Consider the following 22,009-nt stretch of genomic DNA (forward strand, 5'->3'; position numbering starts at 1 on the left):
AGATAGCAAGAGCCAGGAATCAAGACATTAAGCAATAGCAGGGCAAAAACAGGTAGCGGGAATTACTAAAACTCACCAAAAAATAAAAAACGGGATATCTTTCGATTCCCGTCTTTCTTGATTCTTGTATCTAATTTCTTGCTTCTGTTACAAGTATGCCTTTCGCAGCCTGATAATCCTGGCCCAGTGCATCAGTTTCATCACCGGGTAAACCGGGTCTATCTCGAACCATTTGGCGCCAAAGTTTGCATTGTTAGGGCGTTTATGGTGGTTATTCTGGAACAACTCGCCAAGCATCAAAAAGTCGAATGGCGTAGTGTTTTTTGATTTATCGTTGTTATCGAAGTTAGCATAACCGTATTTGTGGCCGCACCAGTTTACAATAGCGCCGTGGATAGGGCCCATCATGAAATGGATAGGAATCAGCAGGAACATCCACCAGGCGGTTGCAAACTGCACGTAGAAAGCGATGTATAAACCGCCGAAGATTAAACGGGAAACGATAGACGAACCTATATAATCCAAAAACTTCCATTCCGGGTAATTGCCTTTAAAGCGTTCTTCGGGTTCCTTTAAACGCTTGATATGGTCACGGTAGCTCAATACGGTGTGCCACATCATCTGAAAAACATCGGTAAAAAAGTGAGGGGAATGCGGATCTTTCTCGGTATCGCTATATGCATGGTGCTCACGGTGCATAATGGCATAAGCCCTGGGGTTTAAAAAAGATGAGCCCTGGAAAACGTAAGTCATTATGTAAAATGTCCGTTCAAAAAATATATTGGTGGTAAACATTTTGTGCGAAGCGTACCTGTGCAGGAAAAACGTTTGGAAGAACAGGGATAAAAACCAATGGGCAAGAAAGAAGATGAGTATTATCACAATAGTCTATTTAATTATGGTGGTATTATTTATAATCATTACAAATGTACGATTTAAAAAGCGATTTGGTTTTAAAAACGACTGATTAATTACGGGGATTGCCTTTTAGAAACCATGCACGGGAGGCATGTGCGATTCCTCCTCTTTTCCGACAGACTCCTGCGGAGTGCGTAATTGCCCCTTTCTGTTTTGCAGGTAGATGTTAGTTTGGCGTAGGGTTTACATGAGGTGTTTCAAAAGCAGTTCAATTCTGCCCGAAAAAGTGTTTCACTGACTTTTACTATTTTTTGTTAAGTAATTAATATAAAGACAATTAATAAACCTACTTGAACAAAAGGTTGTTTCACGGAATTTTGCGTATGTGAATTAAATACATGATAATCATATATTTAGAAAAAAAGCAGGTGTTTCGGGTGTGTCACTCGCAAAGCGAAACACTTCGCTCAAAAAAAGCATGCGTGGCGGGCAAAATTGGCTCATCGTTTCGAGAATGGCTAATTTATGATATTTTTATAGCTCATGCAGCAACCCGCCTTAAACAGAAAGATAAAGCCCTTCCAACTGGTTGCGTTGATATTCTTTACCGTATCCGGCGGGCCCTATGGGCTGGAGCAATTACTGGCCTACGCCGGCAATCATGCTGCTATCCTCATACTGCTGATAACGCCATTGCTTTGGGATGTGCCTGCCATTTTCACGGTGATGGAGCTTAATTGTATGATGCCCGTTACAGGCGGCTATTACAAATGGGTTAAGCACGCGCTGGGTACCCGCTGGGGCTTCTACGAAGGCTGGTGGACCTGGATATACACTTTCGTAGACCTTGCCATATACCCTGTGCTTTTCGTAGGCTATGCATCGTTCTTTTTCCCGGGGATAGAAGCATACCGCATACCTGTTTGCCTGTGCATCATATGGGCATCGGCGGGGCTAAACATACTGGGGATAGTGCCCGTAGGCCGGGTGGCCTTATTCCTGAGCGCGGCGGTATTGTCGCCGCTCATCGTGTTGTACGTGATGGCTATTTATAAGCATGGCGGCAGCCTAACCATACCGCATCAAACATTGCATGGCCTGTCGTTCCCCTCTTTCGGCATGTCGCTTTATTTCGTGATGTGGAACTGCCTTGGTTGGGATAACATCACCACCTATGCCGAGGAAGTAGAGAAACCGGTACGCTCTTACCTTAGGGCTACATTTATCGCCTTTGCGCTGGTGATGGTAATCTATTTTTTCGCGGTAGCAGTGGCCATACAAGCCGGCATTGGCCATCAGCTGTTTTTTGACAAGGGCTTCCCCGCTTTAGGCGAATTAGTGGGCGGGCACTGGCTGGGCGCTATTTTGGCGGCGGGTGGCATGGCCAGTTCATTAGGTATTTATGCGGCGGTACTGCTTTCTGTATCACGCGTGCCTAAAGCCATGGCCGCCGATGGCCTACTGCCAAAGAAACTAAACATACTGCATTCGCGGTTCCGTACGCCGTACGTCTCTATCGTCCTGTGCTCGCTGGTGGTAAGCTTCATGATATTATGGCCCCTGGCCGAGCTGCTGATCATTGATGTAACGGTTTACGGTGCGGGCCTATCGCTGGAATACATCTCGCTTATCCGACTGCGCATTTCCGAGCCCGATACTAAACGGCCCTTTAAGATACCACTAAGTACTGCTGGACTTTGTATTGCGGCGTTGTTGCCATTCGGCGTATATTTCATTGCCTTGGGCGGGGCATTTGCATCCGAGGGTGGCGGCGTAAAAGCTGCGCTTTTTGCCATTGCGGTATTGAGCACTGCCGAACTATTCTGGCAGGTAGTATGCTGGAGGAAACCGCATTTCAGGAGGCATAGGTAAATAACCTTATATTGCGTCTACTAAAAATATGAACCTATGGGAGACCTAAACCTAAAATCTACTACAATCGAAAAATCACTTGACGTCGCGAGTGGGTTATTTAATAAACTTTTTGGCAGTGTGGTTGAAGAATTGAGTTTAAGAATGACGGATAATCTCAAAATGTTTCGACTTAAAAATCAAATAAGAAATTTCAAGAAAATCGAAAAGATTGTTGCTGATAATAATATTACCATGCGGCAGATAAATCTTAAAGCATTGGTTCCATATTTAGAAGCAGTTGGGTTGGAGGAAGAAGAAAGTTTACAAGAAGCCTGGGCTAATCTTATGTCAAACTATATCGATTCCAGTAAAAACTTGATATCGCATGTTTATCCAGATGTGTTAAAACAACTGTCAAGCAACGAATTGGCTTTGCTCGAATTTATAATTGTCAAAACAGATTTAAACACCTTCACCGTTAAACAATTTACGGAAGAAGAAATAGGAAACGTAACTCGATTAAATCTGATAGAGGAGAGGATGAGAAATGACGGTGGTAGGGGTATATTATCTAGCAACATTGCATACCCCAGCGGAATATTTTTCCCGACAAGATTTGGCAAAAGTTTTTACCAGGCGTGCCGCATCTACGCGGTCTCAGATCAATCGTTATAATTAAATTAATTACATAGTAACTAAAACTTATAGCTACGGCTTGTGTTGACAAGGTATAAACAAAATCAAAAATTAACTACCTATGGCAACTACCAAAGCATCAACCAGCACAAAAAAAGCACCCGAGACAACCGACTTGGTTGAAGACTCGGCATTGAACGAATTATTTTTAGATGAACTTAAAGACATTTACTGGGCAGAAAAGCACCTGGTGAAGGCTTTGCCGAAAATGGTTAAAGCAGCTACATCAGAAGAATTGAAAAATGCGATACAAACACATATCGCCGAAACGGAAAACCATATTACACGACTGGAAAGCGCGTTTGCTTCGCTGGACGAAAAAGCCGTAGCCGTAAAATGCGAAGCCATGGCCGGACTTTTGAAAGAGGGCGAAGAAATCGTTAGCGAAACAGAAAAAGGCACCTTAACCCGCGATGCAGGTATCATCTCTGCCGCGCAAAAGATTGAACATTACGAAATCGCTTCATACGGCACCCTGCGCACGCTGGCACTAACTTTAGGTTATGCCGAGGCTGCTGATTTGCTGCAAGCCACACTTGATGAAGAAAAGAATTGCGATAGCCTGCTTACCCAAATAGCGGAGGCCGGTATCAACGATACTGCCAAAACCGAAAAAGAATAATTCGGCATTTTTTAGAAAGCGTTAGTAAAATGGCTGCCCTGCGGGTGGCCATTTTTATTTTGTAAAAAAACAGGGCTGGTGTAACACATACACCTTGCCTCCCGTCATGGTAATCATAATGTTACAAAGTACAGGGCCCGTATGGCGCAGCATTATGCATTAAATACATCTATTCACAATTTAAAAGATGGCCATGCGCCATCCATTTTTACGACCATGAAAAAATACATCCTATCCTTGTTAGCAATAACCACCATATTATTCAGTGCTTGCAAAAAAGACAATGCTAACAACCCAGCGCCTAATGAAAGCGGCGCTTACCAGCCATTTACCGCAGGTTCTACCTGGAGCTATCGCAACGAGACTGCCGCCATTGGCGATGACACCGATGCCGAAGTAGAAATTACCGTAAACACCATGACTGATGCCACTAAAGTGTACAATGGCAAAACATTTTATAAGCTTACCTCTGTTACCGGCGGCGAGACCGAAAGCACCTATCTTAATTTCACCAATCACGTTTATTACAATTACAGCTTTAATGCTGAAGCCGACATGGCTTTGGAGCTGCCTTACCTGAACGATGAACTGGCGGTTAGCGATACCTGGACAGTACCTATAGTAGTTGCAGGCGCTCCCGAATCTCAGATAAAGGGCATCGTGGCAGAAAAGGGTATCACCAAAACCATTTTGGGTAAAACATACAATAACGTAATCCACAACAAACTTGAGCTGCAAAGCAAACTGGGAGGCGTGTTTACTACGATATTCACCTTCGATTTTTATGTAGCGAAAAACATTGGCGTAATTGCTATATATACCAGGTACGATGACACCCCCGTGAGTAAATCTGAACTGATTAACCACAACATCAAATAATGCTGCACCAAGCCAATAAACCAGCGCGGAACCATAAAGCTACCTTAACCATCCGGATGCGTAGCCTTGTGGATGGTTAGCTACCCTACACACTATGAAAAACAAATGCTTAGCTAAGCAACTCCGTAAAGGTCGGTCTCTAAAAACTATCACTATAAAAATAAATTCGAAGTTTCTTGGGGGACTGTTTAATGCCCAACCCATACATAAAAAGGGTTGGGCATTTGTTTTTTTGCGTAAAAAAAACCCTACCATACCGTTTTCAGCATCAGCAAAACAATGCGTGTACGATGCGATTAATGCGTAAACATTTACCAACAACATGCGATTGTTTGACGGCATAACACCTGGAAGAGTAACCCATATCAAAATACTTTTGCAACAGGATAAAGAATAAAGATCAAACGTTTACCAATTGCGATCTTCATACAGATAGCGCGTAGCGTAATAGAAAAAAATGTGATGGTACCCCTATTGACCGGTTATCATTGTACTATTATCATATCAAACGCAACGAAATAATCACATAATAAAATCGCTTATTTAAGCAATTAACTTACAGCTAAATAATTATAACTATATTTAGCTGTATGAAAAAGCAAACCCTAATCCTTATTACCCTGGCAGCTTTATTTACGCAGAGCTGTAAACTTGATGCCCCTGACATAGCAACCAGCGGCAGCGGTGGCACCAAATCCGACAGTTATATGCCCCTGACATCAGGGTCATACTGGACGTATAACAACGTAATAACAGGCACGGCGCCAGACACCCTCACCATCAGGGTAACCGGCGAAACAAGCACCGTAAACGGCAAATTGTATCACAACATTACCAGCACATCAAAAGCCCATGGTAGCACAGCCGGACTATATTATTACGGCAACCATATTGCTGTGCTAAGGGCCAACACCATTGTGAACGGCCTTACCTTAGATTTTCAGTTTCTTAACGATACTACCGCCGTTGGCCATACCTGGACAGCCAAACCTACAGATAGCGGCCTGATTAACGGAATACCCGGCAGGCTTACGGGCAAGGTAATAGAAAAAGGCGTAAGCAAAACTATTGGCGGCCACACTTTCACAGATGTTATAAACACCCAGATCGACCTTGAGTATGATTACTAGGTGCCGGTTTTGAAAGCTATGGTACTTACCATTTTTTTGTAGCCAAAGGTGTGGGGCTAATAGAAATAGATAGCGAAGCATTCGGCACCGAAATTGGAAAAGAACGTATAATAGATTACAACATCAAATAAATCCGGTTGGCGGCCTTATTATCCTAAAAGGCCGATTTGCCCGCCAAACAAAAAGAGCGATGAGGTGATCTCATCGCTCTTTTTGTTTTTAACAAACTGCGCCTCCTATTTGGTCTTCTTTGCCGGAGGGTTAGCTGCAGCTTTAGCAACCACAATCGGCGCAGGCACCGGCTCGTTTCTTTTTCTTTTTATCTCGGCAAACAAAGCACCGGCCAGGGCTAGCACCAATAATATCGAACTTGCCAAAGAGATGGTTTCGCCGGTGTAATATGATGCCGGGTGGAACACAAATTCGATAGTGTGGTTACCTACCGGGATATTGGCGGCACGCAATAAATAATCGGCCCTGAAGTACGGCTGCTCAGCACCATCTATCAACATCTTCCAGCCTTTGTTGTAATATATCTCAGAGAACACCGCTACCTGGTTGGCCGCAGAAGTGCTCTTATAAATCATATGATCGGGCGAGTATTTCACCAGGTCTATTCTTGCAGCGGTATCGCCTGCAAGCGTCCTGGCCTCGGCAACAGCTTTGTATTGCATATCAACCATTGCCTCATCCTTTGGCGAAAAGCTGCTGATGGCCTGCATCTCTTCATCGGCATTTTTCACATATTTAATGCTACTCACAAACCAGGCGTGGCCACAAGCGGTTTGGTTATTCTGTAGCTTAGCGCTGTTCGTTTTCTCATCAGTTGTAATGATGTATTTCGTGTTCAGCATATCTAAAACATCGTGATTGGTGCTTTTAGCAAACTGATTTAAAAATACTTCCTCATAGCGTTTTAGCCTGGCAGCCGAATAACCCGTTACCGATTTATGGAAGAATGGATTGAAAGTATCCGAACGAAAATCTGCACCCGCATCAAATACACGGAAATCGGGGTCGGGGTCTTTCATAATGAAGTTATCCACTTCGCGCGGTGTTACTACTTGTGCGGCTTCAACCTTATCCTGAAAACTACTCTCTTTCAGGTAGCGTTTATCTATCTGCCAAAAATCTACCAAAACGGCAACAAATAATATTACAGACAGTATCTGCACCTGTATTTTATTATTAATGTATGCCCATAAAACGCCAAAGGTTAATAGCAGGAATATAAAGGTGCGGATAGCATCCATTCGCTCAAGAGACATTCGGTCCTTAACAACGGCATCGCCAACGGCATTGGCTGTGGCAGCATCGCTTCTCAGCATTTGTGACAGGTAATTAACCATTTCTGTATGGTTATCAGTCCTAAAGCTTAACAATACGCTGGGTACTGCAATCAAAATTAAGGTAAGCCCACCCACAATACCGCCGGCTAAGTATAATTTCTTAGTAATAGCCTTTTTGTCGGGATTCTCAATAACTTCCTGTACGGCCAACAGTGCAAGTATAGGGAAGCAAAGACTTGCGACAGCCAATATAGATTCTACCGCGCGGAACTTGTTATAAAGTGGGAAATACTGGAAAAACAGATCTGAAAGGAACGGCAGATTGCGGCCAAACGAAAGGAAAAGCGTAAGTAACACTGTACCCAGTAACCACCATTTTAAGCGGTTGCGTACGATAATTAGACCCAATACAAACAAAAAGCAAATTACGGCACCAAAATAAAATGGCCCCGATGTGCCCGGCTTGTTACCCCAATAAAGAGGTATTATTTGGGATGTTATTTGCTGCGCGTATTGTTTGGCCTGATCTTGTGGTACGCCTTTATCGGTAAATACTTTGATAGTTGCGGCATCATCGCTTATTGGTACCGAGCTTGGTAGCGCACCGCCATAAGCATTGGGTACCAAAAACGTAAACGATTCGCCAACGCCCTGGCTCCATTGATAAGCATATTCTTTATCTAAACCATTAGTAGGCTCGGCAGTAGTAGATTTAAGATTTGATTTTCCACGGATTGTTTCTGTGCCGTAATCATAAGTACTCCAAAGGATTGAGGCATTTACAGCTATTGCTAATAAAGTAGCCACGCTCAAAAAGCCCAATGCCTTTAAAAACGGCTGTAGTTTTTTCCCTTTTACGGCATGAAATAATTCGATGCCCATTAAAATGAGAATAGATAACAGCAGGTAATAGGTCATTTGAATGTGGTTGGAGCGAATTTCCATGGCCAGAAAAAAAGCTGCCAATGCCGAGCCGCTGAGATAATTGCCCCTAAGCGTCATAATAATACTGGCCAATATGGGCGCAAAGAAAGCTATGGCAAATGCCTGATTGGAATGCCCCGCTACCAGCAGTATGATGTTATAACTGGAGAAAGCAAATGCCACAGACCCGGCGGCTGCCAACCAGGGGTTTATTTTCAATACGATGAATAAAAAATAAGTGCCTAATAAAAGCAGTAGCAAGGTATCAACCGGGTTAGGGAAAGTTGATTTTATAACGTCTACTACATGCGTAGTAATATTACTAGGATATGGCGCCCATATCTGAAACGTGGGCATACCGCCGAAGATTTGGTTGGTCCACAGGATGGTGGTATCCCTGGCGCGGTAATCGTTTATTTCTTTTTGGGTACTTTGTGCGCCTATTACGTCGCTCTGCCCCAATGTTTTACCCTGAAATGCAGGCGTAAGGTAAAAAAAGCATATAGCTAAAAAAATTCCGATAACGGCCAGGTGCATGCCGTTACGTTTAAACCAGTTGTTCATCTAAATTATTTAAAGGGACATTTATAACAATTTCCAAAAATAGGAATTTGAATGACAATAGGAATGATAAGTTTAGGTAAAGGATGTTAATTAACAGTTATGAGGCTGCTTATTGATGAAATAAAACATTACTACCATACCAATAATGCTTACAACGTAAACAATTGTGTTTAAGCGGTTATATAACTCGCGGTTGCGGCGGATGGTGTAGGCGTTGTAAAGAGCTAATACGCCCAAGGCTCCCCAAAAGAAGTTGCTTATCCTGTCGCAGTTGGCAAACAGCGATACAAGTACGGCCAACACCACGCAATTGGTTACGATGAGCAGCAATTGCGGCGGGGTGTTATCATGGGCTCGCCTACGCTTGTACAGGTTTTCGGGCAGCATAGAAAGTATTATTTGATTTCTTCGTAATCTACAAATTCTCCCTCGGTATCGGGCAGTTTTTGTTTGTTACCTTCGGGTATATAATCAACCTTAACGCGACCTTCCGGCTGCTTAGGTGGTTGTTGCTGGTAATACTGCTGCCGGGCATTTTGTTGCGCATTCTGCTGCACGTTATTAATTAAACCCCTGAATATGGCAGGCAATAACATTTTGAAAATGTATTGAACAATATACAGGATGCAAATGATTATAATGAGGTAACGGAACATCTATCTTGTTTTTTGGCTTACAAATATAAGTAGTATAACGTAAAAATTGTTTGGATAGTTTGTAGATGTGCAGGTGTGCAGATTTCAGATGTGCAGATTAGTTAATGATGGTATACACATCTGCAATCTACTTATTCGCATGACCTTATTTCTAAATCTGCACATTTGAAATCTGAAATCCGCACATTTGAAATCCGCACATCTATGAGAATTTCTCCTCCATCATCTTTTCCAAAGCAAACATCTCATCACGCAATTTGGCGGCAAGCAGGAAGTCCATATTCTTGGCGGCTGCGACCATGTCCTTGCGGGTGTTTTCTATAGATTTCTTCAGGTCGGGTTTGGTCATGTATTGTACTATCGGGTCGGCGGCCAGGGTGATCATGTCATTTTCTACATAAGCCTGCTGCACGCCACCTTTAAAGTCTACCACCGAGGTTTGCTCCATGATTTCTTCTTTGGTTTTGCCTACGGTCCTCGGCACGATGCCATGCGCCTCGTTGTATTTCATCTGCAGCTCGCGGCGGCGGCTTGTTTCAGACATCGTGATTGCCATCGAATCCGTTATCTTATCGGCATACATAATCACCCGGCCACGGTCGTTACGCGCGGCACGGCCAATGGTTTGAATCAGCGAACGCTCCGACCTTAAAAAACCTTCCTTATCTGCATCTAAAATAGCTACCAAAGATACCTCGGGCAAATCCAGGCCTTCGCGTAGCAGGTTAATACCGATCAGCACATCAAACTCTCCAAGGCGCAGGCCGCGCAATATCTCTACGCGTTCCAGGGTTTTTACTTCCGAGTGGATGTAGCGGCATTTGATACCCAGCCTGTCCATATACTTAGCCAGTTCTTCGGCCATGCGTTTGGTAAGTGTGGTTACCAGTATGCGGTCGCCCATTTTGATGGTTTTATCAACCTCGTCCAGCAAATCATCTACCTGGTTTATTACGGGGCGGATATCGATCAGCGGGTCCAGCAAGCCTGTCGGGCGTATTACCTGCTCTACCACTACACCGCCCGATTTTTCCAGTTCGAAATCTGCCGGTGTGGCGCTTACATAAATGGTTTGTGGTGCCAAACGCTCAAACTCCTGGAAGTTAAGCGGGCGGTTATCCATCGCCGCAGGCAAACGGAAACCATAATCAACCAACGAGATCTTCCTACTCCTGTCCCCGCCGTACATGGCACGGATCTGCGGAACGGTTACATGGCTTTCGTCAATCACCATCAGGTAATCTTCCGGGAAATAATCCAGCAAACAGAAGGGGCGCATGCCCGGCGCGCGACCGTCAAAAAAGCGCGAGTAATTTTCTATACCACTGCAATAGCCTAGTTCGCGTATCATCTCCAGATCGTAATTCACCCGTTCTTCCAGCCGTTTGGCTTCTATAAAGCGGCCATCATCAATAAACTGCTTTTTGCGGGCTTCCAGTTCTTCCTGTATGGCCCAGATGGATTGCTGGAAACGCTCGCGCGGGGCCACGTACAAGTTGGCAGGGTAAACCACCATATGCGTCATTTTTTCGATGGTTTTGCCGGTGGTGATGTCGAACGCACTGAGTTCTTCGATATCGTCGCCAAAGAAGGAAACGCGATAGGCGTGGTCCATATACGGCGGGAAGATATCTACCGTATCGCCTTTAACCCTGAATGTTCCTCGCTTAAAATCGGCTGTTGTTCGGGCATATAGTATCTCTACCAGCCTGTGCAAAAAAGCATTGCGACTAATGCGCGTGCCTACGGCGAATTTGAATACCGAAGCCGCAAAATCCTCGGGGTTACCCATACCATAAATACAGGAGATAGACGATACCACAATAACATCCCTCCTGCCGCTCATCAGTGCCGAGGTGGTGCGCAGGCGCAGTTTCTCTATCTCCTCGTTAATCTGGAGATCCTTTTCTATATAGGTGTTGGATGAGGGGATAAAGGCCTCAGGTTGGTAATAATCGTAATAGGATACAAAGTAGTTCACCGCATTATCCGGGAAAAACTGCTTGAATTCGCCATATAGCTGCGCCGCAAGGGTTTTGTTGTGGCTAAGTATCAGCGTTGGCTTTTGGGTTTGCTCAATTACGTTAGCAATGGTAAACGTTTTGCCCGAGCCGGTAACCCCCAACAGGGTTTGGAACGGGTCGCCGTTGTTTACGCCTTCCACCAATTGCTTAATGGCGGTTGGCTGGTCGCCGGTGGGTACGTATTGAGAAGTTATTTTAAAATCCATTTATACAAAGGTATAGATTTGAGATGTTAGATATGAGATTTGAGATTAGCTACTGCAATAGTTTACAATAGAGTAGCATCTTCAATATTACAGCAAATCTAAGTCCGATAAGTGACAACCCTATGGCAGCAGCTTTTTACTAAACGAATTTATTTAAAGATTGATTGCGATTGTGCATCAATTTAGCAACCTTTAAAAGATTTAAGATGAAAGCCTATCGTCTCAAATCTCATATCTAACATCTCATATCTAAAACATGCCTTTCATCCTCAACAAAACCGACAGCATCGCCAACGTATTTTTGGCGGATATGCGCGATGTTACCACCCAACAGGACCGCGCCCAATTCCGCCGCAGCCAGCAAAAACTGGGTGCCATATTGGCTTATGAAATAAGCAAAACGCTGAAATACGAAAGCAAGGAAGTGCAAACGCCGCTGGGCATTTGCAACGTGAACGTACCCGTGCAACAACCGGTTTTGTCTACCATCCTGCGTGCCGGGCTGCCCTTTCACCAGGGCTTTATGGATTTTTTCGAAACTTCCGATTCGGCTTTTATTACCGCCTGCCGCAAAACCAAAAAAACGGGCAGCTTTACTATACAGGTTGACCATATCAGCAACCCCAATCTTGATGGCAAAGTGCTCATCATGATTGATACCATGCTGGCCACCGGCCAAAGCGTGGTAAACGTTTGTAAGGAATTGATTGCCCAGTACGACATTGCCGAACTGCATATTGCCGCAGTAATTGCCAGCGCCGAGGGTATTGTTCACGTACGCGCCAACCTGCCTAAAGCCAAAATTTGGACTTGCGCCGTAGATGAAGAAATGACCAGCAAAAGCTATATCGTACCCGGATTGGGCGATGCAGGGGATTTGGCGTTTGGGGAGAAGGTGTGAAGGGATTTCGGAATTGGGATTTGAGATTTCGGATTGTTTGATTAACTAAATCGCCCTTCAATGCCTAAAATCAACACAAACAATGAAAATTATAACTACCGCATTTTTACTGATAACACTGTTTACTAACCAGTGCTACAGCCAAAGCACCCCTAAACGCCTACAAAAAGTTGTTGATGCCGCTGTAAAAACCTTCACCTGGGATATCGAAACGGAAGAGAAAGGCTCGATGATGTTTTTGGACGTGCCTTATGACGGGAACGGCAAAACCGAGTTCCTCACGCTGACCGTCGCTAAAGACACAGCGGCAGACCGACCGGCCTTCATATCGGTCATCGTGCCGAATAGCCTCAACCAAAAGAATGGCATCTTTATAGCGTTTGCTCAAAATTCCGCAGGTGGCGGCATGGCGATAGTTAAAGCAAGCACGACGCGATTGAATTTTGAGGCCTGCAATAACGAGGATTGCACCGCCAGGATGGTAAAAGCCTATGCCCACAGCGACGAGCGGAATCAGGACGTTGATATACTGGCCAACATGCTGCAGTACGACCATGTGATGTTCCTTATGGTTTACCCTGATGGCAGCCACAAATCTGTTGCCGTGCCTTTATTCAGTTTTAAGGAGCAGTATAAAAAATTGCCGTAGCTATTCTTTGGCAAGCTATCAATACACGTAATTTCGTTAAAGGTTTGAGGGTTATAAACAGTATCTACCCAATATATTTTGTACCGAAAAGTGGCGTACTGCACCTCTAACGTAGTTTCCTTATTTATTCGGGCATGCGGCTTTTCTTTCGGTTAAGCACGAATGTATCTCCATTGAAGTAGAAGATGCATTTTAAGCTTTTCGCGGTTTTTAACTCGCCGCTGATGTCAATAACATCTGCGATTTCAGAATTGTTACTCGTTAAAGCAGCCCGCACGTCGTCGGTGTTACAGTCACAATCCGTATGGTTATCATTGTCACCTTCCGGGTCATGTTCCACTGTAATAAGTTCATGTTGTTTATCGTAGGTAATTAACCCACCGCCCGATTTGCTGCTAATAGAGTAAGAAAAGTCGAAAAAGACCTCACCGTTTTCAAAATGTACCAATTGTATGTATTCCCCTATGCAAGTTGTGCATCCCACAACATTCCCATATAGTAAATATTTCGTCCCGTTTGGCGTTGGAATCATACCAATGGATTCAAAACCATCCGGGTTAAAATTCTTACCTTCTGATATTCCACCTCCGTCGACATTAAAATTGATTACCGAGCCGTTGCCGGGCCTGTAATGTATAAAAGATTTGTTGCTTTGGTAAGTGCCTCCTGTATTGGCCGGGTAACTAAGGCAGAAAAGTTTGTCATCAGATGATATAACTACTGCCATGGATAAAATATCGCTAAGGTCATATTTAATAATGGCTTTATGGTTCAATATTTTATCCAATAAGCTATCGGCATGCGCTTGCACATAAGTATTTAATAGCGAGCCTACAATTTTGCCTTTATCCTCATTATCATTATTTTTCAGTAAGGAATCCACTTCACTTTCAGTCAGCTTAAAATCCTTTGGGTCATAATTGTCAAAAGGCAAAATAGCGTCATTTTCTGTAAGGTATTCATTAGCCTCATCTACAAGTGCCCTCAAATCCGGTTCAGTAATTACAACTTTCTTCATTGTATCTGAATGGCGGACAGCTGTTTTTGTGGTAACAGGTATAATTGTGGATCTATCTTTTGGGCGCTCTTTGCAAGAAAACCATACGCAAAGGGATAATATGAAGAGGCTAACAAAAAATGGCTTCATGTGAAAAGGTTTTATAATAAAATTGGGCAATAAAAATCATTTAAACAAGCAGGGGCATCAAATAGCATTAAGCCGAATACTTCCTCCCTAACTTGATTGAAGGAGCCTCTACCCTCATAAACATTACTTTAGCACAAACGACTACTACGGTCAACAGCGTAAAATCCGCCAGGATGTTCAGCACCGTAGTGTTTTGCACGGCCTGGTAACGTTTCACAAATCCCAATAAGTATATGCCCAGCGGCACGTGTATTAAGTAAACCGAGTACGAATAATCGCCCAGGCGACTAAAGAAGTTATTTTTTAGCGGGAAACGCGCGTTCACGGCAATTAAGGCAATGGTTGCAAAGTAGGTAATGTGATACGCAAATTCGACATGTTTTAAATATACGCCCGCCGCCGCCGATAGTAACAAGCCCAGGGCTGCGTAGATATTGCCCTCCTTGTGCAACACCAGGTACAGCGCATAACCCAGCAAAAAAGCAGGCAGTTCGTTAAAAAAGAACAGGAAGCCGGTGGCCTGGTAAGGCACCCATATGGCGGCCAAAGCCAATACCAACAGCAAAAATGCACTTACCTGTTTGCTAATGGCCATAGCGAGGAATACGAGGAAGTAAAAAAACAATTCGTAAGGCAATGTCCAATAAACCCAATTGATGGTGTGCTCAGACGATAGCGGCGCGGTGTATAACAAAACAGCCGCCATTACCCTGCCGAAACTATTGGGCAGGCTTGCTGCAGAGTTGGTGCCGGTAATTAACTTTATAGCCAGCGCGCAGGCGCACACCAATAATATACTGAACCAATACGGCGGAAAAATGCGGAAGAATCGCCTGATGATAAAGCTGCGTGGAGTTTTGGCATGCTGCTGCGCAATGCAGATGCAATACCCACTAATGATAAAAAAAACCGGCACGCCCAAATAGCCAAGCCCGCAAAAAGCACGATACCAATTATCGGCAGGAGGTATCCCGGCATTAAAATGGAACAAAGCCACCCACGAAGCAGAAAGGAATCTTAACAGGTCGATTAAGTAATTACGGTTGTTGGTTGTTGCCTGCATGGATAGGCAAATATAATTAATTCGAGCGCTTTAGTCATTAAACACCAGCCTCGCCTTGTCACCCCTTACCACCACGTTCAGTTTTTCGCTTATAGCGATATCTCTATCGGGCATTTTGTTAAGCAGACTTATACCCACAGCGTTTAGCCGGAACGTTGCTTGTTCGTCAACCTTATAGTTAATAACCACACCGTCGCTATAAAAGGAATTGCCTTTTTGGCTGAACTGTATCATCTTCATTGCCTTTTTTAAGTAGGCAAGTTCGGCGCTGTTTATTGTAATACTTACCTCGTTGAAGGTATTGAACTGCCTTGGATATTTACGCCCGCCGGATAGTTTCTCGTTATATTGCCGGTAAGTCATGGGGCTGGCAATTTCTTTTGGCGAGAACCCCATCATGCTCAGGATTTCCTTTTGATACTCCAATATAGATACCACAAAACGGCTGGTGATTTGATCATTCTTTATATTCAGTTGTTTATACCAATTAATTTTTTTGCCCTCATCATCCAAGGTAATGGTCTCTATAGCAGTAGCCAGCTTTTTTTTAGCGGCGTACTTTGCGTACCAGTCAAGCCCGGTTGTGCTGCGGGTTTTAAACTCTATGCCCAGATCGGCATATTTATCACCAAGGGTTTGCGAAGCTTTTGGCTTAAAAAACTCCATCGTGGCCGCCAGTCCCATAAAATATTTACCGGCATATTGGCCGGTGCCCGTAGTGGTAGCCTGGGCACGGCAAAAAAAGAGGGTGTCTTTTAAGTATTTATTCTCGAAAAGCTTTTGGTAGGTGACGGAATCGATACAAACAAAAACGGTGTTCAAATCAATCTGCGGTTTGGCAGTTTGGGCCTGTGATAAAATGGGTAACAGGATGGCGGCAAGTATAAACAGGAACTTTCTCATATATTAACCGGAAAAGGCTACGCAAATTAAAGATATAAATGGATATTATGCTACATCCCGCAGCTTTTGCAGCCGGGCGTGTTTTAATGTATAGCTCTGGTATTTAACTATGATAAATTCTATCAGCAAGCCATTGATAATACTGCCTGTAACTATCCCGGCAAAGAAATCCCATGGGTAAGGTAATTCTACAAGTGCTGGGATCATATAATACGGATAAGCCGTTGCCGCAAACACAAAGGCGCTTACCGTGCAAAAGAAGGAGTTAACATCGCCGTGAGAGAACAAATAGAAAAAAGTATAATCGAACACATAATACGCCCCGCCCGAAATGGCCATCAGCATAATTATAATGCGCACCAGGCGTTTTGTGCTGAAGTTTGACGAGATGTTTTGCAGGGGCTTCACTGCACAAGATAGCAATTAACCGCTACCATTTCATCATGCGAATAAAGTTGTCGAATTTTTCGATGCCTTTATCCGCAGCGTAGGTTCTGTCAAACTCTGCTGGCTCAAACTGTTTTGGGGAATAGCTAAAATGCCATTGCTGCAAATGGCGGTTGAATTTTATCCGCAAGGTTTCCCGTCCAAATTCAATAGGGTTGTAAATGCTAGTGGCCAGCGTATCTAATGAAGTATAAGCAAACAGGCGCTCGTGCAGTTTTGTGCCGGTGATATGCATTATCAAATCCACCATTGGCATCAATGCCCATCCATTAGCCAGCAAATCCCGAAAAAAGGCTTCAATACCCTCCCATGGTGTGGGTAGGGTTAGTTGAGGTTTATCGATGCGATGCATGGTGATTGCGAATTTATTGATTATCGGGGAATATTTTCAATTTCATACTCAATGTTTTGATGGGGATAACTGTAGCGCCCAGATATAGGTAAGTACCGTCGGTTAGGCGGCTGTTACTAATGATGGATAGTTTAGAAATATCCACGCCCCGTATTATACTTTTAAAATCATGTACCACTTCACCGTCATATACACCATATGAACTTGCCTCCCCAAATGGGCAAATAAGCACTTTACCGTCCGTTAAAAAGCCTGTTTTTCCTATAGGCCGCAAATTGCCTATATCAATTGCCTTATTAAAGTGGTAGCCATTTATATAAAGCTGATTATCATAAATAATAACAGTTTCGGCAGGGTTCTTAAATTTGGCTATATCAAACGGCTCATCCTTTTTGGTAAGCCGGTTAAAAATGGTTAGTTGCTCTATTTTTTGTGGAATTTTCCGTGGGTCGTAAGGCCGGTAATAACCATCAGAGGTTTTTATCAGGAAGCCGCTCTTGTCCTTTGAATAGTCATACTTAAAATTCCCATTACTTAGGGGCATATATAAAGAATCAGTCCCCCGTTCAAATAAATGCAAACGAAAAGGGAGCACGGTTTCTATAGTAATATGTTTTTCTTTAAAGTATTCAATAGTTGTTTTAAACCACTCTAGCGACGGCCTGTTGCTTTCAGAGTAATCGTTACCGCCATCCTTCTCATATGAGTGTTCACCATCTGTAAGTGAATAAGTTTCGTCGTTCCACTTAATTTCTATCAGTTTATCGGCATTAAGGGTAAGCCTATTCACTTGGTCGCTTATACCATAAACATGACTGTTATAAATAAAATAATTGGCCGACACCAATGAAGCTCCGGCCATGCCCTCGCTATCCTCAACTTTCAAGGCTTCGAAGGTTTCTTTTTCCAGGCTTGGACGATAGTGTTTATTGAGCAGGTACAGTCCGTTTTTATCGGTATAATAGTCTCTTGCCAAATGCTTTAACGATGCGGCATCTAAAACCGCACCATCCGTAATCTGCTCTAATTTTTCATTATAAATTGCAAACAATGCTGCAGTTTTATCTGTGTAAACACTATCCGTTATGGCCGTGAAGCCAGAGATGTCTACACTTTTGACTTCGTTCCTGCCTATGTTGTAAAAATAGATTGTCCTTTTAGATTTCAGGATTGCATAACCATACCGGCTGTATAACGCTCTTAAATTTTTAAAATCCTCTTTGATTGGGAAGTTCTCTTTAAATAAATTCAGGTCACCAAATAAGATAAGCGTAGTTTTTTTATAGTTTATGGTTTTATCTTGCACATACGTATATCCATCCCACATTACGCCTTCGGGCGTGGTGCCCCCCGTCATGGTGTAATTGGCAATAGTTTTCTTTACCGGATCTATCCTATACCATCCAAAATTATACGGAGGCACACTTGCGGTAACTGTATCGGCGATCCCGATAGGTTTTGGAGCCGGGCTTTGAGCGTAGGTAGCCCTCACCAGCAGTAATAAATAAACAAGCGCTATTATTTTTCTCATAACTTTGCTAAGGCTACTAATTTACACCCTTTAGTCAATGATATTTAATAAGCGGGAACAATAACGCCCGCTCTATAGCTGTTTTCACCAAAATTTCAACAAAGTCTGAATCCAGGCATTATAGTTCCTGCATTAATGAAAAAATACACCCACATTTTCTTCGACCTCGACCACACCATTTGGGATTTCGACAAAAATGCCGAAGAAACCCTGCACGAGCTTTACGGCACCTATAATTTAAAGGATATCGGCCTGCACTCTGCTGATCTGTTCATAGAAACTTACACCCGCCACAACCACCGCCTTTGGGCACAATACCATCTGGGCGAGATAACCAAGGATGAATTGCGCGATGCCCGTTTCAAAAGCACCTTTACCGAACTTGGCCTACACCCCGATCTGATGCCAGCAGATTTTGAAGATGCCTACGTAAACCTGTGCCCTACCAAAACCAACCTGTTCCCCCACGCACATGAAACGCTGGCGTATCTGCAATCTAAATATACCCTGCATTTAATATCCAACGGGTTTAAAGATTCCACCAATCTTAAAGTAAACGGGACAGATTTGGTGAAATACTTCCAAAACATTATCATCTCCGAGGTAGTTGGCGTTAACAAACCCGACCCGCTTATCTTCCAACACGCCATAGATTTGGCCGGTACCACCAAAGAAGAAAGCCTGATGATAGGCGACAGCATAGAAGCCGACATACGCGGCGCCCTGGGTTTCGGCATGGATGCTATTTATTTTAACCCGATGGGTTTAGAAAAACCCGCCGACGTACCCCTACAGATAACTCATCTAAAAGAGTTAACTTTAATGTTGTAATTTTATATCGTAAATTTGAATATGAAACAACGCACGTATCGCATATTATTAACTCCTGAAGACGAAGGGGGATTTAGTGTTTCGGTACCCGCTTTACCGGGATGTTTTACACAAGGCGAAACGGTCGACGAAGCCATCGCAATGGCCAAAGAAGCTATTGGTTTATACATTGAAAGCCTGGAGGCCGATGGAGAACCCGTTCCTGACGACAGTAACAATCTCGAATATTCCTTGACGCTTGCTTCATAATTCATGAAGTCGTATACTCCGAAAGAAATCATTGCAATCCTAATGGCGAACGGGTTCGAATTAAACCGAATAAGCGGCAGTCATCAAATCTTTGTTAACCGAACCACTGGTAAAAGGACAGTTGTGCCAATGCATTCAAAGGATTTAAAAAAACGCACATTGCATGGCATCCTCAAACAGGCCGGCATCGATTTAAAAGATTGATTTATGAACATAGCCAAAGAGCGCCGCGCCATCGAGGCTGCATTAGATAGCTACCGCGAACAACTGGACTCCTTTACCGGCGAGGCATTTGCCGCTACACCCTCTATCGGCGGCTGGAGCTTATCAGAAGTGTACGATCATATCCTAAAGGCCAGCCTTAGCTCGTCGATAGCTTTAGAACGCTGCACACATAACAATTGCCCGCCTACCAAAAAAGGCATGAACCTATGGGGCTATTACGTCATGCTCACTGGCAGGTTCCCGTTTAGCAAGGTAAAGATGCCCGAATCGGTAGCAGCCAAAATGGCCCCCAGGAAAATAGAGATAGAAGAAGCCAAAAACCTCCTCATCAAAGTGCGCAAACGGGTAGAGAGCACCGCCGCGCTGGTACCCGATGCACCCGCAAGCGCCCGTTGGGAACACCCCCGCCTGGGCATGCTCAACGCCGCGCAATGGTTCAGGTTTATCCGCGTGCATTTACAGCATCATTTAAAACAGCTGGAACGCATAAAAGCGTCGATGTAAAGGCTGCGGTTTAATCACTAAAGTGGCATCGGGCCATACGCCGGATTTTACTAACACAACCGGCCCCTATGTGGAAAAAATAATTCTTCCCTAAGATGAAACCTTTTACATTTAACAAAGTCTTAACATTATAATCATTTGATAATAGGACATTTGTAAAAATAAGGAAAGATGAATTTTGAATTTACCTATCTGTTTGTGTTCGGATTGCTGGTACTGCTTGGCGCATTCTACCTGAGCCCTTACGAACTGAGTGTTAATGAAGACGACGACGACGAATAACAGCCTGCACAAAAGCTCCTGTTCTGTTTTCTACCGGTATCATTTACCGGCTTGCATAATAGCCCCCTAATATTAATGGCAAAAAGAGAAGTAGACATCGTAATCATTTCTGATGTGCATTTAGGCACCTACGGCTGCCACGCCAAAGAATTACTCAAGTACCTTAAAAGCATCAAACCCAAGATGCTTATCCTCAACGGCGACATCATCGATATCTGGCAGTTCAGCAAATCGTACTGGCCCGAAGCGCACATGAAAGTGGTACGCCGCATCCTCAAATTCGTTACCGAAGGCATCCCCGTTTACTACCTAACCGGCAATCACGACGAAATGCTGCGTAAGTTCACCGATTTCGACCTCGGCACTTTCCAACTTCTTAATAAAATAGTTTTGAATATCGACGGCAAAAAAGCCTGGATATTTCATGGCGATGTGTTCGACGTTACCATGCAGCACTCCAAATGGCTGGCCAAACTAGGTGCCGTTGGGTACGATACCCTTATCCTGATCAATAGCTTTACCAACTGGCTGCTCACCGCAATGGGCCGCCAAAAAATGAGCTTCTCGCAAAAGGTGAAAGCAAAATTCAAGGATGCTGTAAAATTCATCAACGCCTTTGAACAAACTGCCGCCGATCTGGCCGTGCAGAAAGAATACAGTTATGTAATTTGCGGCCACATACACCACGCCGAGATCCGCGAGGTACAATCTACCGAAGGAACGGGCAGCGTGCTGTACCTCAACAGTGGCGATTGGGTAGAAAGCCTCACTTCATTGGAATACCATAATAAAGAATGGAAAATATTCACCTACACCCCCGAAGCCTTCCACACCGATAACGACGAAGAGGACCTTACTGATGCCGAAGACCTGGATGCCAAGCTCGACGTAAACAAGCTATTGGAACGTTTTAGGCAGGAAGCGGAATAGGACACAACCGGGATTAAGCAGATTTATACGATAAGAGATTTTTTAAAAAATTCCGCTAATCCGTGTTCTGGTTATGGCAATGCCTGTTGCCTGTCGGCAAGCAGGCCCGCGCTTTCCGCTCATACGCGCACATGGCCTTAGGCGCTTTGCCGATATCCGCTTCAATCGCTATTGCAAATTTTCCAAACCCTGATTTACCCGATTAAAGGATGAAAGAATTCTTTTTAAGAGCAGATTTTGCTTTCACTCAGCAGACAAGCTTCGGACGAAAGCGGGCAGAACGTAGTGGGCTT

Annotated in this window: 23 protein-coding genes; 12 read left to right on the top strand and 11 right to left on the bottom strand. The window is 43.9% G+C overall.

All coding sequences use genetic code 11. The features are described 5' to 3' along the window. Window positions 1-147: 147 nt before the first annotated feature. Window positions 148-882 carry an acyl-CoA desaturase gene (locus E2R66_RS19675; RefSeq protein ID WP_133233767.1) on the bottom strand — a complete coding sequence of 245 codons (735 nt, stop codon included), beginning with the start codon at window positions 880-882 and terminating at the stop codon, window positions 148-150. 519 nt (window positions 883-1,401) lie between these two features. On the opposite strand from E2R66_RS19675, the gene E2R66_RS19680 reads away from it, so the two are divergent. The 5 genes from E2R66_RS19680 to E2R66_RS19700 all read left to right on the top strand — a co-directional run bounded on the left by E2R66_RS19680 (window position 1,402) and on the right by E2R66_RS19700 (window position 6,039). Further along, entirely contained in the window at window positions 1,402-2,730 is a 1,329-nt protein-coding gene (locus E2R66_RS19680; protein ID WP_133233765.1) for an APC family permease, read from the top strand. Window positions 2,731-2,766: 36 nt separating this feature from the next. Then, window positions 2,767-3,387 carry an Abi-alpha family protein gene (locus E2R66_RS19685; protein WP_133233763.1) on the top strand — a complete coding sequence of 207 codons (621 nt, stop codon included), beginning with the start codon at window positions 2,767-2,769 and terminating at the stop codon, window positions 3,385-3,387. Window positions 3,388-3,469: 82 nt separating this feature from the next. Further along, window positions 3,470-4,030, top strand: a complete 561-nt coding sequence (locus E2R66_RS19690) for a YciE/YciF ferroxidase family protein (RefSeq protein WP_133233761.1) — start codon at window positions 3,470-3,472, stop codon at window positions 4,028-4,030. A gap of 216 nt (window positions 4,031-4,246) precedes the next feature. Beyond that, entirely contained in the window at window positions 4,247-4,909 is a 663-nt protein-coding gene (locus tag E2R66_RS19695; protein ID WP_133233759.1) for a hypothetical protein, read from the top strand. A gap of 590 nt (window positions 4,910-5,499) precedes the next feature. After that, a complete protein-coding gene (locus E2R66_RS19700; RefSeq protein WP_133233757.1) occupies window positions 5,500-6,039 on the top strand; it encodes a hypothetical protein in 540 nt (179 codons plus the stop codon). 236 nt (window positions 6,040-6,275) lie between these two features. Here E2R66_RS19700 and E2R66_RS19705 read toward each other — a convergent pair whose 3' ends face one another. The 4 genes from E2R66_RS19705 to uvrB all read right to left on the bottom strand — a co-directional run bounded on the left by E2R66_RS19705 (window position 6,276) and on the right by uvrB (window position 11,702). Then, complete coding sequence (locus E2R66_RS19705; RefSeq protein ID WP_133233755.1) at window positions 6,276-8,816, bottom strand: YfhO family protein; 2,541 nt, start codon at window positions 8,814-8,816, stop codon at window positions 6,276-6,278. Between the two features lie 90 nt (window positions 8,817-8,906). Next, window positions 8,907-9,203 (bottom strand): hypothetical protein, encoded by a 297-nt coding sequence (locus E2R66_RS19710; RefSeq protein ID WP_133233753.1) that lies wholly within the window; start codon window positions 9,201-9,203, stop codon window positions 8,907-8,909. 8 nt (window positions 9,204-9,211) lie between these two features. After that, window positions 9,212-9,472 (bottom strand): DUF4834 family protein, encoded by a 261-nt coding sequence (locus tag E2R66_RS19715; RefSeq protein WP_133233751.1) that lies wholly within the window; start codon window positions 9,470-9,472, stop codon window positions 9,212-9,214. Window positions 9,473-9,674: 202 nt separating this feature from the next. Next, entirely contained in the window at window positions 9,675-11,702 is a 2,028-nt protein-coding gene (uvrB, locus tag E2R66_RS19720; RefSeq protein ID WP_133233749.1) for an excinuclease ABC subunit UvrB, read from the bottom strand. Between the two features lie 256 nt (window positions 11,703-11,958). Between uvrB and upp the strand changes: the two genes are divergently transcribed. Both upp and E2R66_RS19730 read left to right on the top strand, forming a co-directional pair. Beyond that, window positions 11,959-12,603: a uracil phosphoribosyltransferase gene (upp, locus tag E2R66_RS19725; RefSeq protein WP_133233747.1), complete on the top strand. Its 645-nt coding sequence runs from the start codon at window positions 11,959-11,961 to the stop codon at window positions 12,601-12,603. A gap of 82 nt (window positions 12,604-12,685) precedes the next feature. Beyond that, window positions 12,686-13,252, top strand: coding sequence for a hypothetical protein (locus tag E2R66_RS19730; protein ID WP_133233745.1), 567 nt, complete (start codon window positions 12,686-12,688; stop codon window positions 13,250-13,252). 124 nt (window positions 13,253-13,376) lie between these two features. Here the strand turns inward: E2R66_RS19730 and E2R66_RS19735 are convergent, their stop codons facing one another. From E2R66_RS19735 to E2R66_RS19760, 6 genes are all read right to left on the bottom strand, one after another. Then, window positions 13,377-14,270 (bottom strand): hypothetical protein, encoded by an 894-nt coding sequence (locus E2R66_RS19735; RefSeq protein WP_133233743.1) that lies wholly within the window; start codon window positions 14,268-14,270, stop codon window positions 13,377-13,379. A 196-nt stretch (window positions 14,271-14,466) separates the two neighbouring features. Then, entirely contained in the window at window positions 14,467-15,462 is a 996-nt protein-coding gene (locus tag E2R66_RS19740) for an acyltransferase family protein (protein WP_133233741.1), read from the bottom strand. Between the two features lie 30 nt (window positions 15,463-15,492). After that, window positions 15,493-16,365, bottom strand: a complete 873-nt coding sequence (locus tag E2R66_RS19745; RefSeq protein WP_133233739.1) for a DUF5829 family protein — start codon at window positions 16,363-16,365, stop codon at window positions 15,493-15,495. Window positions 16,366-16,410: 45 nt separating this feature from the next. Next, window positions 16,411-16,773: a hypothetical protein gene (locus tag E2R66_RS19750; RefSeq protein WP_133233737.1), complete on the bottom strand. Its 363-nt coding sequence runs from the start codon at window positions 16,771-16,773 to the stop codon at window positions 16,411-16,413. A gap of 22 nt (window positions 16,774-16,795) precedes the next feature. Next, the gene (locus tag E2R66_RS19755) at window positions 16,796-17,164 is read right to left on the bottom strand and encodes a hypothetical protein (RefSeq protein ID WP_133233735.1); all 369 of its coding nucleotides are present in this window, start codon (window positions 17,162-17,164) and stop codon (window positions 16,796-16,798) included. A 13-nt stretch (window positions 17,165-17,177) separates the two neighbouring features. Then, a complete protein-coding gene (locus E2R66_RS19760) occupies window positions 17,178-18,695 on the bottom strand; it encodes a hypothetical protein (RefSeq protein ID WP_133233733.1) in 1,518 nt (505 codons plus the stop codon). 135 nt (window positions 18,696-18,830) lie between these two features. On the opposite strand from E2R66_RS19760, the gene E2R66_RS19765 reads away from it, so the two are divergent. The 5 genes from E2R66_RS19765 to E2R66_RS19785 all read left to right on the top strand — a co-directional run bounded on the left by E2R66_RS19765 (window position 18,831) and on the right by E2R66_RS19785 (window position 21,716). Next, entirely contained in the window at window positions 18,831-19,526 is a 696-nt protein-coding gene (locus E2R66_RS19765; protein WP_133233731.1) for a YjjG family noncanonical pyrimidine nucleotidase, read from the top strand. A gap of 21 nt (window positions 19,527-19,547) precedes the next feature. Continuing rightward, on the top strand, window positions 19,548-19,775 hold the full coding sequence (locus tag E2R66_RS19770) for a type II toxin-antitoxin system HicB family antitoxin (protein ID WP_133233729.1): 228 nt from the start codon (window positions 19,548-19,550) through the stop codon (window positions 19,773-19,775). 3 nt (window positions 19,776-19,778) lie between these two features. Further along, window positions 19,779-19,979, top strand: a complete 201-nt coding sequence (locus E2R66_RS19775) for a type II toxin-antitoxin system HicA family toxin (protein ID WP_133233727.1) — start codon at window positions 19,779-19,781, stop codon at window positions 19,977-19,979. A gap of 3 nt (window positions 19,980-19,982) precedes the next feature. Further along, window positions 19,983-20,504 (top strand): DinB family protein, encoded by a 522-nt coding sequence (locus tag E2R66_RS19780; protein ID WP_133233725.1) that lies wholly within the window; start codon window positions 19,983-19,985, stop codon window positions 20,502-20,504. Between the two features lie 357 nt (window positions 20,505-20,861). Further along, the gene (locus E2R66_RS19785; RefSeq protein WP_133233723.1) at window positions 20,862-21,716 is read left to right on the top strand and encodes a UDP-2,3-diacylglucosamine diphosphatase; all 855 of its coding nucleotides are present in this window, start codon (window positions 20,862-20,864) and stop codon (window positions 21,714-21,716) included. Window positions 21,717-22,009: the final 293 nt, after the last annotated feature.

It is taken from the genome of Mucilaginibacter psychrotolerans, assembly GCF_004519315.1.
In the GTDB taxonomy this organism is placed as follows: domain Bacteria; phylum Bacteroidota; class Bacteroidia; order Sphingobacteriales; family Sphingobacteriaceae; genus Mucilaginibacter; species Mucilaginibacter psychrotolerans.